Annotated in this window: 14 protein-coding genes; 1 reads left to right on the top strand and 13 read right to left on the bottom strand. The window is 47.1% G+C overall.

Going from position 1 to position 13,909, the window contains the following annotated elements; translation table 11 throughout:
- Positions 1-26: 26 nt before the first annotated feature.
- From atpG to asnC, 11 genes are all read right to left on the bottom strand, one after another.
- Positions 27-890, bottom strand: coding sequence for a F0F1 ATP synthase subunit gamma (gene atpG, locus K9N75_RS21655; protein ID WP_224452098.1), 864 nt, complete (start codon positions 888-890; stop codon positions 27-29).
- Between the two features lie 59 nt (positions 891-949).
- The gene (atpA, locus tag K9N75_RS21650; protein WP_004093908.1) at positions 950-2,491 is read right to left on the bottom strand and encodes a F0F1 ATP synthase subunit alpha; all 1,542 of its coding nucleotides are present in this window, start codon (positions 2,489-2,491) and stop codon (positions 950-952) included.
- A gap of 12 nt (positions 2,492-2,503) precedes the next feature.
- On the bottom strand, positions 2,504-3,037 hold the full coding sequence (gene atpH, locus K9N75_RS21645; protein ID WP_004093906.1) for a F0F1 ATP synthase subunit delta: 534 nt from the start codon (positions 3,035-3,037) through the stop codon (positions 2,504-2,506).
- 14 nt (positions 3,038-3,051) lie between these two features.
- Entirely contained in the window at positions 3,052-3,522 is a 471-nt protein-coding gene (atpF, locus tag K9N75_RS21640) for a F0F1 ATP synthase subunit B (protein WP_004093905.1), read from the bottom strand.
- A 65-nt stretch (positions 3,523-3,587) separates the two neighbouring features.
- Positions 3,588-3,827, bottom strand: a complete 240-nt coding sequence (gene atpE, locus K9N75_RS21635) for a F0F1 ATP synthase subunit C (protein WP_004093904.1) — start codon at positions 3,825-3,827, stop codon at positions 3,588-3,590.
- 50 nt (positions 3,828-3,877) lie between these two features.
- Positions 3,878-4,657, bottom strand: coding sequence for a F0F1 ATP synthase subunit A (gene atpB / locus K9N75_RS21630; RefSeq protein WP_004093894.1), 780 nt, complete (start codon positions 4,655-4,657; stop codon positions 3,878-3,880).
- 65 nt (positions 4,658-4,722) lie between these two features.
- The gene (gene atpI, locus K9N75_RS21625; RefSeq protein ID WP_004093893.1) at positions 4,723-5,103 is read right to left on the bottom strand and encodes a F0F1 ATP synthase subunit I; all 381 of its coding nucleotides are present in this window, start codon (positions 5,101-5,103) and stop codon (positions 4,723-4,725) included.
- A gap of 641 nt (positions 5,104-5,744) precedes the next feature.
- Positions 5,745-6,365 carry a 16S rRNA (guanine(527)-N(7))-methyltransferase RsmG gene (gene rsmG, locus K9N75_RS21620; RefSeq protein WP_130954620.1) on the bottom strand — a complete coding sequence of 207 codons (621 nt, stop codon included), beginning with the start codon at positions 6,363-6,365 and terminating at the stop codon, positions 5,745-5,747.
- A gap of 130 nt (positions 6,366-6,495) precedes the next feature.
- Complete coding sequence (gene mnmG / locus K9N75_RS21615; RefSeq protein WP_039185042.1) at positions 6,496-8,385, bottom strand: tRNA uridine-5-carboxymethylaminomethyl(34) synthesis enzyme MnmG; 1,890 nt, start codon at positions 8,383-8,385, stop codon at positions 6,496-6,498.
- A 386-nt stretch (positions 8,386-8,771) separates the two neighbouring features.
- Positions 8,772-9,215, bottom strand: a complete 444-nt coding sequence (gene mioC / locus K9N75_RS21610) for an FMN-binding protein MioC (protein WP_224452097.1) — start codon at positions 9,213-9,215, stop codon at positions 8,772-8,774.
- A gap of 90 nt (positions 9,216-9,305) precedes the next feature.
- Positions 9,306-9,767 carry a transcriptional regulator AsnC gene (asnC, locus tag K9N75_RS21605; protein WP_004093884.1) on the bottom strand — a complete coding sequence of 154 codons (462 nt, stop codon included), beginning with the start codon at positions 9,765-9,767 and terminating at the stop codon, positions 9,306-9,308.
- 154 nt (positions 9,768-9,921) lie between these two features.
- Here asnC and asnA point away from each other — a divergent pair, with 154 nt between their 5' ends.
- Entirely contained in the window at positions 9,922-10,914 is a 993-nt protein-coding gene (asnA, locus tag K9N75_RS21600; RefSeq protein ID WP_008815704.1) for an aspartate--ammonia ligase, read from the top strand.
- Between the two features lie 3 nt (positions 10,915-10,917).
- On the opposite strand, the gene viaA is transcribed toward asnA, so the two are convergent.
- Both viaA and ravA read right to left on the bottom strand, forming a co-directional pair.
- Entirely contained in the window at positions 10,918-12,372 is a 1,455-nt protein-coding gene (gene viaA / locus K9N75_RS21595) for an ATPase RavA stimulator ViaA (protein ID WP_061059380.1), read from the bottom strand.
- A gap of 1 nt (position 12,373) precedes the next feature.
- A complete protein-coding gene (gene ravA, locus K9N75_RS21590) occupies positions 12,374-13,882 on the bottom strand; it encodes an ATPase RavA (RefSeq protein ID WP_224452096.1) in 1,509 nt (502 codons plus the stop codon).
- Positions 13,883-13,909 lie beyond the last annotated feature (27 nt).

Genomic DNA, 13,909 nt, shown 5'->3' with positions numbered 1-13,909 from the left:
CCTCTACGTAATTCGTAAAACCTAGCTTAAACCGCGGAGGCTCCACCGACGATCTCGGTGAGCTCTTGGGTAATGCTGGCCTGACGAGCTTTGTTGTATACCAACTGCAGCTCTTTGATCAGGCTACCGCCGTTATCTGTTGCGGCTTTCATCGCAACCATTCGAGCGGCCTGCTCACTGGCCAGGTTTTCCACGACGCCCTGATAAACCTGAGATTCCACATAACGACGCAGCAAGGTATCCAGCAGCGCCTTAGGATCGGGTTCGTACAGGTAATCCCATGATTTCTTCTTCAACTCGCCATCATCAGACGGTGGCAGAGGCAACAACTGAAGGATTTGAGGTTCCTGAGACATGGTATTGATGAACTTGTTGCTCACCACATACAATTTGTCCAGACGCCCTTCATCATAAGCCTGCAGCATCACTTTTACCGGCCCAATCAATTCAGACAGGGAAGGGTGATCACCCATACCGGTTACCTGTGCAACGATATTACCGCCCACAGAACCAAAGAAAGATGCCGCTTTGGAACCAATCAGCGCGAGATCAACTTCAACGCCTTTTTCGCTCCAGCTTTTCATATCCGTCAGCAGTTTTTTGAACAGGTTAATGTTCAAGCCACCACACAGACCACGGTCGGTAGAAACCACCAGATACCCAACGCGCTTAATGTCGCGATCTTCCAGGTACGGGTGTTTATATTCCAGATTCCCAAGAGCAAGGTGACCAATCACTTTGCGCATGGTTTCTGCATAAGGACGGCTGGCCGCCATGCGATCCTGCGTTTTACGCATTTTGGAGGCGGCGACCATTTCCATCGCTTTAGTGATCTTTTGCGTATTTTGGACGCTTGCGATCTTACTACGTATCTCTTTTGCGCCGGCCATCTCTGCTTCTCCTCAAGACCTTACGGCCTGACAGCGTTTACCATCAGGCCGTAACGGTATTACCAGGACTGGGTTGCCTTGAAGGTATCGAGGATGCCTTTCAGCTTGCCCTCGATCTCATCGTTGTAAGCACCAGTTTGGTTGATTTGTTGCATCAGGTCAGCGTGCTCGCGTTCAACATAAGCCATCAGGGCAGCTTCAAAGCTACCAATCTTAGCCAGTTCAACGTCTTCCAGATAACCACGTTCAGCTGCAAACAGAACCAGAGACTGTTCTGCAACCGACATCGGTGCATACTGTTTCTGCTTCAGTAACTCGGTCACTTTCTGACCGTGATTCAGCTGTTTACGGGTTGCATCATCCAAATCGGAAGCGAACTGAGAGAACGCAGCCAGTTCACGATACTGTGCCAGAGCAGTACGAATACCACCGGACAGTTTTTTCATGATCTTGGTCTGAGCAGCACCACCAACACGAGATACAGAGATACCCGGGTTAACCGCAGGACGAATACCGGCGTTAAACAGGTTAGATTCCAGGAAGATCTGACCGTCGGTAATGGAAATTACGTTGGTCGGAACGAACGCGGAAACGTCACCCGCCTGAGTTTCAATGATCGGCAGAGCCGTCAATGAACCGGTAGCGCCTTTCACTTCACCCTTGGTGTAAGCTTCTACGTACTCGGCGTTAACACGCGCAGCACGTTCCAGCAGACGGGAGTGGAGATAGAAGACGTCGCCTGGGAATGCTTCACGTCCTGGTGGACGACGGAGCAGCAGGGAAATCTGACGGTAAGCAACCGCTTGTTTAGACAGGTCATCATAAATGATGAGAGCGTCTTCACCACGGTCACGGAAGTATTCACCCATCGCACAACCAGCATATGGAGCCAGATATTGCAGCGCCGCAGACTCAGAAGCAGATGCAACAACAACAATGGTGTTTGCCAGTGCGCCGTGCTCTTCCAGTTTACGAACTACGTTTGCGATAGTTGAAGCTTTCTGACCGATAGCGACATAAATACATTTGATGCCGGAATCACGCTGGTTAATGATGGCGTCAACAGCCAGAGCCGTTTTACCGGTCTGACGGTCACCGATCACCAGTTCACGCTGACCACGACCGATTGGAATCATGGCATCAACGGACTTATAACCAGTCTGTACAGGCTGATCAACGGATTGACGTTCGATAACGCCAGGTGCAATAGCTTCAACGGCAGAGAAGCCGTCGTTGTCTACAGGACCTTTACCATCGATAGGTTCACCCAAGGTGTTAACCACGCGACCCAACAGGCCACGACCAACCGGAACTTCCAGAATACGGCCAGTACACTTAACTTTCATGCCTTCGGCTAAGTCAGCGTATGGACCCATAACTACCGCACCTACGGAGTCGCGCTCCAAGTTCAGTGCGATAGCGTAGCGGTTGCCTGGCAGTGCGATCATCTCACCCTGCATAACATCCGCTAGCCCATGAACACGGATAATACCGTCGCTCACGGACACAATAGTACCTTCATTGTGAGCTTCGCTCACCACATTGAACTGAGCAATGCGCTGCTTGATCAGTTCGCTGATTTCGGTGGAATTCAGTTGCATGCTCCAGTCCCCTTAAGACTGCAAGACGTCTGCCAAGCGTTCCAGACGACTGCGAATACTGCCGTCGATCACTAGGTCGCCAGCGCGAATAACCACGCCAGCCATGACAGACTTATCAATTTTGCAATTCAGCTTCACTTTACGTGACAGACGTTTTTCCATCGCGGCACTGATTTTATTCAGTTGTTCTTCGCTTAAAGTTGATGCTGAAGTGACTTCCACGTCAACCGTGGCCTCCAAGGCATCGCGCAGCGTATTGAATTGCTGCAGTACTTCAGGAAGAACTAATAAACGTCCGTTCTCAGCCATCACTTTAATAAAGTTCTGGCCGGATTCGTCGAGCTGATCACCACACAATTCAATGAACAAGTTTGATAATGTTTCTGGCGCTAAAGCCCCAGAAAGCATTTCAGCCACGTTCTCGTTGCGGGTCACCTCAGCGCAGAACGCCAGCATTTGCTGCCAACGATCAACGTTCTGGTGCTCAACGGCAAAGTCAAAAGCTGCTTTGGCGTAGGGGCGAGCTACCGTGATAAATTCAGACATCAGCCCCTCCCTCCTTACAGTTCAGCGACCAGTTTATCAACGATGTCGCTGTTAGCAGCTTCATCCACGGAACGTTCGATAATTTTCTCGGCACCAGCAATAGCCAACGTAGCGACTTGCTTACGCAGCTCTTCACGAGCGCGTTTACGTTCTGCGTCGATTTCAGCCTGCGCCTGCGCCACAATTTTATTACGTTCCTGCTCAGCTTCTACTTTAGCTTCGTCGATGATTTGAGCTTTGCGTTTGTTCGCTTGTTCAATGATCACCTGAGCGTCGGCTTTAGCTTTTTTCAGCTGGTCGGTCGCATTGGCTTGAGCTAAGTCCAAATCTTTCTTCGCACGTTCTGCACTAGAGAGACCGTCAGCAATTTCTTTTTGACGTTTCTCGATGGCATCCATAATTGGAGGCCATACATACTTCATGCAGAACCATACGAACAAAATGAACGCGATGGCCTGGCCGAGGATTGTTGCGTTAAGATTCACAGCACAATGCCTCTTAAATAGTTAATTGGTATGTGTTTCTTTACGGTAGAAGAGCCGAGGCTCTTTTACGCGACAGCAAACATGACGTACAGACCCAGACCAACAGCGATCATTGGGATAGCATCCACCAGACCCATAACGATAAAGAACTGTGTACGCAGCAGAGGAATCAGGTCAGGTTGGCGTGCAGCGCCTTCCAGGAATTTACCACCCAGGATGCCGATACCGATCGCAGCACCGATTGCCGCTAAACCCATCATCACAGCGGCAGCCATGTACAGCAGATCCATACTCAGGTTTTCCATGACAGTCTCCAGTTTGTTTCAGTTTAAACGCAGTAGTGTTATTAAAAATATCAGTGCTCTTCAGACGCCATCGAGAGATAGACGATCGTCAGAACCATGAAGATAAAGGCTTGCAGCGTAATAATCAGGATGTGGAAGATAGCCCATGGAACATTGAGCACCCACTGTGACCACCACGGCAACAGACCGGCAATCAGGATGAAAATCAGCTCGCCGGCATACATGTTACCGAACAGTCGCAAACCCAGTGAAACTGGCTTAGACAACAGGCTGACGCCTTCCAGAATAAGGTTGATAGGAATAAATACAGGATGATTAAACGGCTGCATGGTCAGTTCTTTTACGAAACCGCCCACACCTTTCATCTTGATGCTGTAGAACAGAATCAGAATGAATACGCCCAGAGCCATAGACAACGTGATGTTTACGTCAGCAGTAGGAACGACGCGCAACGCTGGTAAACCAAGAACATGCTCACCGATATAAGGTAAGAAGTCGATTGGCAGCAGATCCATCAGGTTCATCAGGAAAACCCAGACAAACACCGTTAGAGCCAGAGGGGCGATAACCTTGCTTTTACCATGATACATGTCGCGCACGCTGCTATCGACAAAGCCGACAACCAGCTCAACCGCACACTGTAATTTACCCGGAACACCGCTAGTCGCGTTTTTAGCCACTTTGCGGAAGATAACCAAGAAGAGTAGGCCGAGGACAACGGAGAAAAACATTGAGTCAATGTTAATCGACCAAAATCCCGTCCCAATCTGAAGCTGTGTCAGATGGTGACCGATATACTCTTGTGGCGTAGAGATTTCTCCTGCAGACATGATGCCTCTTACCCTTTAAGTAGTTAAGTACGGTAACTGTTTTAATTAAGGCCGTTTATAACAGGTCAGTTGCTACGACCTATCATTGCTGGTGCCACGATTTGAACAACCAACACAGCGATATAAGTCAGGCCAAGCGGGAATAACGCCGCCTTAAACCACCCCAGTGACACGATCATGAGTACAATCGTGCTGACGACCTTTAACGCCTCACCAATAGCAAAAGACCATGCTACTCGGCCTCCTGCTGGAGTATGAGCTTGATGACGCAAAGCAAACAGCATGAAAACGACGCTTGGCAACCACGCTGACAATCCGCCGAGAACGGCTGAATAACCCCAGCTTATCTCTTTAGTTGCAAAGCCGATGCCGAACAGAACAAAAGTCAGTAACTGCAGAGCCAGTAATTTTCGCGCTGCCTTGCCGTTAAAAAGCGTTACAGACATGACGTTTGCTCTCTCCGTACCCCTTTAGGGTATGCTGATTGAGTGACGTAATAAAACTGCCTTTACGAGGCCGAGTCAAGCTAGAAAAACGTGCAAATTATACGGTTCACACCAGCAAATTCAATGGATAAGTAGCGAAAAAGTGAATAATAAATTAAATATTTTCACCTTTTAACTACGATCACTAAGAATCATCAGAATATCATATCTCATTCCTTTGTCCGACAATTCCACCATTACAATCCACGGGTGATCACAGATCACAAAAATAAAAACAGAGAAGTCTTATATACCATGTGGTCTCTCACCCCGTTTTAGCTAAATGAGCGCTTTAAACTATTTAAAATCATAACGTTAAATTTTGAATATTTGAGCTTCATTTATCAAACCGGAACGAAACATATTATTGACAAATCAGACAACTTTAATTGTTTATTCCTACCTCTAATCCACGTTGAATTAGTCGATGAAATTAATTAAATCACGTTAATGGAGAACCTGAATACCAATAATTTAATCGTTTAAAACGCTTATATGTGAAATAAAAGTAAAAAACAAAAAGCTACCACGCTAATGATTTAGTGTATTAATGGTTAGTTTTCATCGGTAACTTTCTTAACTTTTTTTGACAAAAGACAAAATTAGTTTGTTTTGAGAATGACCAAATGTCTTTCACCATCAAGCGTAGGCACATGCAAACGCTCAACGGAAACTAGCTCAACGCCATTTGGAAGCTGGGATAGCTCGTCATCAGGACGAACACCTTTCAACGCGTAAAAGCGGCCAGACTCAGGCTTTGGCAAATGATGACACCAAGAAAGCATGTCTTGCAGTGAAGCAAATGCACGACTGATAACACCGTCAAACGGGGGTTCCGGTAAGAACTCTTCCACACGACTTTGCACTGGCTCAATGTTGGTTAGCTTCAATTCATGCTGTACTTGGCGCAGAAAACGCACGCGTTTACCCAAACTATCTAGGAGGGTGAAATGGGATTCTGGACGAACAATCGCCAACGGGATCCCCGGTAGACCAGGACCTGTTCCGACATCAATAAAGCGGTTGCCTTGCAGGAAAGGGTTAACCACGATGCTGTCGAGGATATGACGCACTAACATCTCTTTAGGATCACGCACAGAAGTCAGGTTATAAGCCTTATTCCATTTATCCAACAAGCCTACATAACCTAGAAGCTGTTGTTTTTGCTGATCGGTTAGCGAAATCCCAGCCTGAGCCAGCAGCGTATCGAGTTGTTTTTGCACAGAAGAATCCTCAGTCAGACATCGACATCAGCCAATAAAAAAGCCTAATACGGTATGATGCAGCGAAAAGATGACATAGTGAAGCTTAGCTATAAAAAAACCGCACCGTTTGGTGCGGTTTTATGCAGATTTATGCACTCCGGCGCAATAAGCCCTGCTTTTTTAGCCAAATAAGCAAAATGGAAATAGCCGCAGGAGTGATCCCTGAAATTCGCGATGCTTGGCCAATAGAACTTGGCTTATGATCGTTAAGTTTCGCGATAACTTCGTTAGAAAGACCTGAAACCAGAGAGTAATCCAAATCCGCTGGCAGCAAGGTATTTTCATTACGCAGATGTTTTTCAATCTCTTCCTGCTGACGCGCAATGTAGCCTTCGTATTTGACCTGAATTTCAACTTGCTCGGCTGCTTTCTCATCATCTAGCGCGGGAGCAAAAGGAGCTAACTGGGTTAACTTGGTATAATCAATTTCAGGGCGGCGCAGAAGATCTTCGCCGTTGGCCTCACGTGATAATGGGGCTTTCAACAACGTGTTCAGCTCAGCAACTTGCTCAGAATTAGGGTGTACCCAGATTTCACGTAGCCGTTGACGCTCACGTTCGATATTTTCCAGCTTCTGATTAAAGTGCGCCCAGCGAACGTCATCAACCAGACCAAGCTCTCGGCCAATAGCCGTTAAGCGCAAATCGGCGTTATCTTCACGTAGCATCAAACGATACTCAGCACGCGAAGTGAACATGCGGTAGGGTTCCTTGGTACCTAAGGTACACAGATCGTCCACCAATACACCTAAATAGGCCTGATCACGACGTGGTGACCAACCTTCATCTTCATTGGCAAAGCGACCCGCATTAAGACCCGCTAACAGTCCTTGGGCAGCCGCTTCTTCATATCCGGTAGTGCCGTTAATCTGTCCAGCAAAGAACAAACCCTGAATAAATTTGCTTTCAAGTGTCGGTTTCAAATCACGCGGATCGAAGAAATCGTATTCAATGGCATATCCAGGACGAACAATGCGCGCATTTTCCATACCTTCCATCGAACGTACAATTTGCATCTGAACATCAAACGGCAGACTCGTCGAAATACCGTTTGGATAAATTTCGTTGCTGGTCAATCCCTCTGGCTCAAGGAAGATCTGATGCGCATTGCGATCGGCAAAACGCATCACTTTATCTTCGATAGAAGGGCAATAACGAGGTCCGATCCCTTCGATGATCCCGGCATACATTGGGCTACGATCCAAATTATTTCGGATCACTTCATGGGTACGCTCATTGGTATGAGTGATGTAGCACGGCATTTGTTCAGGGTGCTGGGATGCGTTTCCCATAAACGAGAATACCGGAGATGGATTATCACCGTATTGCGGTGCTAATACCGAGAAATCAATCGTTCTTGCATCAATACGGGGTGGCGTACCGGTTTTCAAGCGGTTGACTCGCAGTGGCAATTCACGCAAACGGCGAGAAAGTGCAATTGCGGGAGGATCACCGGCACGACCACCGCTGTAATTTTCCAAACCAATATGGATCTTGCCGTCGAGGAAAGTCCCTACGGTCAAGACAACCGCTTTAGCACGGAACTTTAGTCCCATCTGGGTTACAGCGCCGACGACACGATCGTTTTCAACAATCAGATCTTCAACAGCTTGCTGGAAGATCATTAAATTGGGTTGGTTTTCCAATGCAGTACGAACGGCCTGACGGTATAGCACGCGGTCAGCCTGAGCACGGGTTGCTCTTACAGCGGGTCCCTTGCTGCTGTTTAGTATCCTAAACTGAATACCGCCGTGGTCAATTGCGGTTGCCATTAGGCCACCTAACGCATCAACCTCTTTAACCAGATGTCCCTTTCCGATACCACCGATCGCAGGGTTACAGGACATTTGTCCAAGCGTATCAATGTTATGCGTTAATAATAGAGTTTGACGACCCATGCGGGCTGATGCCATTGCAGCTTCTGTACCTGCATGGCCACCACCGATGATGATGACGTCAAAAATATCTGGATAGAACATGGTACTGCACCTCGCGAAAACCGGAAGGCTATGAACGATCGTTTTTGCCTTGGGGTGGGGATTCTACTCAAGTTTAGAGGAAGGTCAAACGGGTAGGAGAATCACTAAGTATTAAAAAGATCTTTTTATTTAAGGATCTTTTTATTAGATCTTACTACTAGGATCATGATCCTCTGTGGATAAGCCAAATTTCAATATGAAGATCAATCATCTAGTGTGGATCATTTACTGTGGATGATCGGTGATCCCAAACCGTATAAGCTGGGATCTAAATGGCACTTTATACACAGCCTGAAAAACGTACAAGGGTTGTTCTTGGGATAACTACCGGTTATTAGACCTATTTAAGCCTAGTTATCCACATACCGATCGCACAATTTGTACGCTTAATTGATAACTTTGACCCAATTCGTGAGCCAAATCTCAGCGGGATCTTCAGGAATCTCGTGTTTAGTCACATCGATCTCGAGTACTTCACCGATCCGTTGCGCTCCTGATGAGATCAAAACGCGATCCACTATTTTGATCCCACCACAGAAAGTGTCGTACTCGCTGCTTCCAATTCCGACTGCGCCAAAACGAACCCGAGTCAGATCGGGTTGTTGGGTTTCAATCTGTTCAAATAAAGGTTGAAGGTTATCTGGAAGCTCACCCGCCCCATGAGTCGAAGTGACCACCAGCCAAATACCTTGCAATGGAACTTCATCAAGTTCGGGTCCGTGAAGAGTTTCAGTTGAATAACCCTGCTCTTCTAGCTTTTCAGCTAGATGTTCAGCTACGTATTCGGCACTACCTAAAGTACTGCCACTGATCAGAGTAATATCAGCCATAACGATCCCAACCTTTATAAAGGCGGCTATTGTACGCCGGGAAAGGTCTGGGATCTACCTGTGGATAATGTGGGTATGAAAGAAAATAACTTAGGGGGTAATATCGCGCATAATCGGATTCTGTAAGGAGATCAGCGTTTCTGTTGATTGGATCTCATCAATGGTTTGGATCTTGTTGATAAGTACATGCTGTAGCGCGTCAATTGATCGTGTCATGACCTTAATAAAGATGCTGTAGTGCCCAGTGGTGTAGTAGGCCTCGACCACTTCTTCTAGACTTTCTAATCGTGCTAATGCTGAAGGATAGTCTTTAGCACTTTTTAAAATGATGCCGATAAAGCAGCAAACGTCGTAACCCAATTTTTTTGGGCTCACCTGTATGCAAGCGCCGGTAATGATCCCTGCCTGTTTCATTTTCTCTACGCGAACGTGGATAGTTCCAGGGCTTACGTTGAATACCTTGGCTAATTCAGCGTAAGGCGTGCGGGCATTTTCCATTAATGCGTTCAGAATGCCGCGATCGAGATTATCGATCTGGTAAATTTCTGCCAATTTATCACCTCTTTTTTAGCGATTTGTTATTTTTACCCTTTAGAAAATGATGGAATAAAACCTAAAAGGCAATATTTATTGTTGGATATTGAATCTTGATACCATTCTGTTGCTTAATCTGTTTTAACAAAGACAGGTTAATGTGAGAACGGCAATGAAAAAACAATTTATACAAAAACAACAACAAATCAGCTTCGTAAAATCTTCCTTCTCTCGTCAGTTGGAAAAACAGCTAGGTCTAATTGAAGTTCAAGCGCCAATTCTGAGCCGTTTGGGCGATGGCACACAGGACAACCTGTCTGGATGTGAAAAGGCAGTGCAGGTAAAAGTGAAAACGCTACCGCAAGATACGTTTGAAGTCGTGCATTCATTGGCTAAGTGGAAACGTAAGACACTCGGTATGCATGATTTTGGCCCAGGTGAAGGCTTATATACCCATATGAAAGCCTTACGTCCGGATGAAGATCGCTTGACGCCTATTCACTCGGTTTTCGTTGATCAGTGGGATTGGGAGCGAGTGATGGGCGACGGTCAGCGTACGCCTGAATTCTTGAAGGAAACCGTGCGTAAAATCTATGCTGCGATGAAGGCGACCGAAGCGGAAGTTGCCGCAGAGTTTGGTATCGAACCTTCCTTACCGGAAGAGATCCACTTTATTCACAGCGAAACGCTGCTACGTCGTTTCCCTGATCTGGATGCTAAAGGACGCGAGCGTGCCATTGCCAAAGAATTTGGTGCTGTATTCCTGATTGGGATCGGCGGCAAGCTGTCTCATGGTAAGCCACACGATGTTCGTGCTCCGGACTATGATGATTGGACCTCAGTTGGTGAAGAGGGTTTTGCCGGTTTAAACGGTGATATCGTGGTGTGGAACCCCGTATTAGAAGATGCGTTTGAGCTTTCTTCTATGGGGATCCGTGTTGATGCCGATACTCTGAAGCGCCAGCTGTCGCTAACTGATGATGAAGAGCGTATGAAGCTTGAGTGGCATCAATCGCTGGTTCGTGGCGAGATGCCGCAGACTATTGGCGGCGGCATCGGCCAGTCTCGTCTGGTTATGCTGATGCTGAAACAGAAGCATATTGGTCAGGTTCAATGCGGTGTTTGGGCGCCAGAAGTTCGTGAACAAGTTGATGCGTTGCTGTAATCGCTAGCGTTTCCAACGGCGCAAAAGGCGCCCTTTGATCCCGGTGTTAAAACGCCAGATGTGATCAAAGATCTTCATAATGCTGGGTTTGCCGTGCTCAGACATAGCCACTGCGTGAAAACAGTGGCTATTATTTTGTTGTAGCTGGCGGATCTGCTTCACCATCTCTTCAGGTAATCGCTGGGCGATAAAGTCAGAGATAACGACTGCGTCAGCCTGTTTCCATGCCGATTGTTTCATCATAGCTACGGTATATGACAAACATTGGGCCAAATCCGTCCCTCCTCTAAATCGCTGAGAGAGAAAACGAATTGCCTGATCAATACCTGAATCTGCGGTTAGCTCATACTGCACGACGCTGCTGGAAAATAGCATGATGTAGCAGCGTCGGTTATCCGCAAGAGCTACGCGCAGTAGCGCCAAGCAAAATGCTTTTGCACATTGTTCGTTGAAGCCTCCCATGGAGCCGGAGGTATCCACGCAAACAATAAAAGGACCGCGTGGCTGTTGGTGTGTTTTCTGATAGGTGATCGGACGCTGAAACTCCTGTTCACGCCATACGTCACCCTGTAGACGATAGCTCAGCAGACGTTTTTCGAGTAATCGGCGATAGAATTCAAACTCCAGATCATCCATGCCAAGCATAGAAAGCTCTGTGGGTAAAAGACGTAAAATATCGTCACTTTGATGAATACCGCTGACTTCCTCCGGCATGATGGCCGGTTCTCGCACCATGACTCGAGCGATCTCCTGCTCGGTACTCTGCTTATCTTCGGCAGTAGACGCTCGGCTACGTCCCAGCTGTTCTGCCAGCTTTTTTAATTCTGGTTGCTGAGCAAGAAAATCACCATATTGCACCATCAGTTGATAGTCACCGTGGTGCAGTTCTCCGCGGCTTAAGTCCCACAGCTTACCTGCAGCGTTTTCGTTATCCACCAGCACGGGCTCAAGTGCACCGCTGATTTGCATACGTTGCTGTAATTCGGCCTGTAATAGCTCACGTTCTTCGTCTAACACCTGATGATGTAATGTCAGCGTTCTTGCTATCAAACTTAAGCGCCAGCGTTGTAAAAATAAGGTTTGGAAACTAATGCTACGGGGAGCGCTACCTTCGGGACATAGTGAGTCCGCCTCATAGATAAAAGGCGATTCTTGCTCGCGTAAGGTGGCCAAAGTGTTCGGGAGTTGTTGGAAGAAGTCCGAACTTTGTAAGCCAAGCTGGTGTTGGTAAAGAGTGAATTCACGCGCTAGATCGTCCGGCACAGAAGTGTCTTTGATCCTTTGCTCTAAGCGTCGTCGCCAACTAGGGAGATCGCCTTCAAGGATCGTACGCAGACGCGGAAATTTTTCAAAAAAGACAGCCAGCTGCGGAGCCGCCATCAATCCAATTAAAAAATCCTGCATTAGCTCGTTTTCATTGACGACCAAAAAAGCTTCGACGGCTTCAAGACTTGGCATTTCACGCGCCCTTTAAGGTTGTTTTTAAAGTACGCAACTTTTCATCGATACCGGCCAGACTGGCTTCAATTTGCGCTAACCAATCATTACTTACAAATAAGCAAGGCTGGTGTGAAGCGAACAATCGGCGTTGTTCAGCTAGCGTGTTTTCTATCTGCTGGATTTTTTCTTGAACGTCTGCGGGAACGTCACCGTTTCTTTTTCCCGGCAGTGAAAGCATAGTGCTTTGATAACTTACATCACGCACCTGTAATTGGTGCTTGTCGTCTAACGTGATGTCTACAGGCAGGGCAAATCCAATACCGTTGAGTTTGGCACGGAACTCCCCTCCTTTTTGTAACCAGCGGGATAGGTCACCTGAATCCGTCACGATATGGGTTACTTGCATATCGTGAATTTTTAATGGTTTAAATAACATTAACGTGACTTTGCCTACAGGGAAATCGTCTGGCAAAGAGTGCACCTGCTTACGGTTAAATAAGCCTGACTTTACTGGCAGAGTCATTGCTTGCTGTTGGCTTTGGTCACGTTGCGACTGTAACCAATTGGCCTCGGCCTGCTGTAGCTGCAATAACAGGTTTTGTTGTTGATAAGCCTGATCGGTCAGCATTTGTTGAATTTGCTGATTTAGCATCCGTCGTGATGCAAAGTCATGCCATAGGCAATCTTTGAGCAAAATAAGATCGAGTGGCGCCAGCTCCGAGCGGCCGCTGAAAAACGCACAGGCTTGTAGCAGCCGAAGCGCTTTTTTCCAGCGACGGTCAGAGATATATGGCGCATCATCTAGCGTATTGATTCTTTGACGAAGTTGGTAAATGAGCTCGAAGCAGTGAGTCGGCAATGTGACTTTGCCTATTTGCGGCTGCCAAGCATAAAACTCTTCATCTGAGATACTTAATGCTTCAGGAACAGGATTTGCGTTTTCATCCTGACTGCTGGTGATTAGCGCGCGGAAGTTTTGTTTTTCTTGCACCTTATCCAGCCAGAGTCGAATAAGCATACGGTCGTATAATGCTTCTAGGCTACTGTCTGCTTCAGGAAGTTCGTTAGATGCGGTAACCAACAAACGCATAGGAATAGGGTCTTCACTGTCCCCATTACGAAAGCGTCGCTCGTTAATCGCGGTAAGCAAGGTATTTAAAATGGCAGGCCCTGCTTTCCAAATTTCGTCCAAGAATACGATTTCGGCTTCTGGCAAATATCCGTGGGTTAAACGTAAGTAGCGACCTTCATCTTTGAGAGCCTGAATAGACAGTGGGCCGAAAACTTCTTCTGGAGTTGAAAAGCGAGTCATCAGATATTCAAATGCGCGAGCATGGCTAAACGCAAATTTTAAACGACGGGCGATCAGGCTTTTTGCAATTCCCGGCGGACCCAGTAAAAACACGCTTTCACCGCATAGAGCAGCGAGTAGACATAGGCGGATGGCCTCTTGTCGTTCGTAAAGTCCGTTTTCCAAAGCATGGCTGAGCCGTGAAATACGTTCGGCCAATTGGCTAGATTGCGTCATAATGGTCCCATTCATAACAAGGATTGT

Origin of the sequence: Hafnia paralvei (assembly GCF_020150375.1) — a bacterium.
Classification (GTDB): domain Bacteria; phylum Pseudomonadota; class Gammaproteobacteria; order Enterobacterales; family Enterobacteriaceae; genus Hafnia; species Hafnia paralvei.
Note: the sequence above shows the minus strand (reverse complement) of the source record. Positions and strands in the feature narration are given on the sequence as shown.

Coding starts and splice junctions, on each gene's coding strand:
- atpG (WP_224452098.1), bottom strand. CDS start 890: ATGGCCGGCGCAAAAGAGATACGTAGTAAGATCGCAAGCGTCCAAAAT.
- atpE (WP_004093904.1), bottom strand. CDS start 3,827: ATGGAAAACCTGAGTATGGATCTGCTGTACATGGCTGCCGCTGTGATG.
- atpI (WP_004093893.1), bottom strand. CDS start 5,103: ATGTCTGTAACGCTTTTTAACGGCAAGGCAGCGCGAAAATTACTGGCT.
- atpH (WP_004093906.1), bottom strand. CDS start 3,037: ATGTCTGAATTTATCACGGTAGCTCGCCCCTACGCCAAAGCAGCTTTT.
- asnA (WP_008815704.1), top strand. CDS start 9,922: ATGAAAAAACAATTTATACAAAAACAACAACAAATCAGCTTCGTAAAA.
- atpA (WP_004093908.1), bottom strand. CDS start 2,491: ATGCAACTGAATTCCACCGAAATCAGCGAACTGATCAAGCAGCGCATT.
- mnmG (WP_039185042.1), bottom strand. CDS start 8,385: ATGTTCTATCCAGATATTTTTGACGTCATCATCATCGGTGGTGGCCAT.
- mioC (WP_224452097.1), bottom strand. CDS start 9,215: ATGGCTGATATTACTCTGATCAGTGGCAGTACTTTAGGTAGTGCCGAA.
- atpB (WP_004093894.1), bottom strand. CDS start 4,657: ATGTCTGCAGGAGAAATCTCTACGCCACAAGAGTATATCGGTCACCAT.
- viaA (WP_061059380.1), bottom strand. CDS start 12,372: ATGCCAAGTCTTGAAGCCGTCGAAGCTTTTTTGGTCGTCAATGAAAAC.
- ravA (WP_224452096.1), bottom strand. CDS start 13,882: ATGACGCAATCTAGCCAATTGGCCGAACGTATTTCACGGCTCAGCCAT.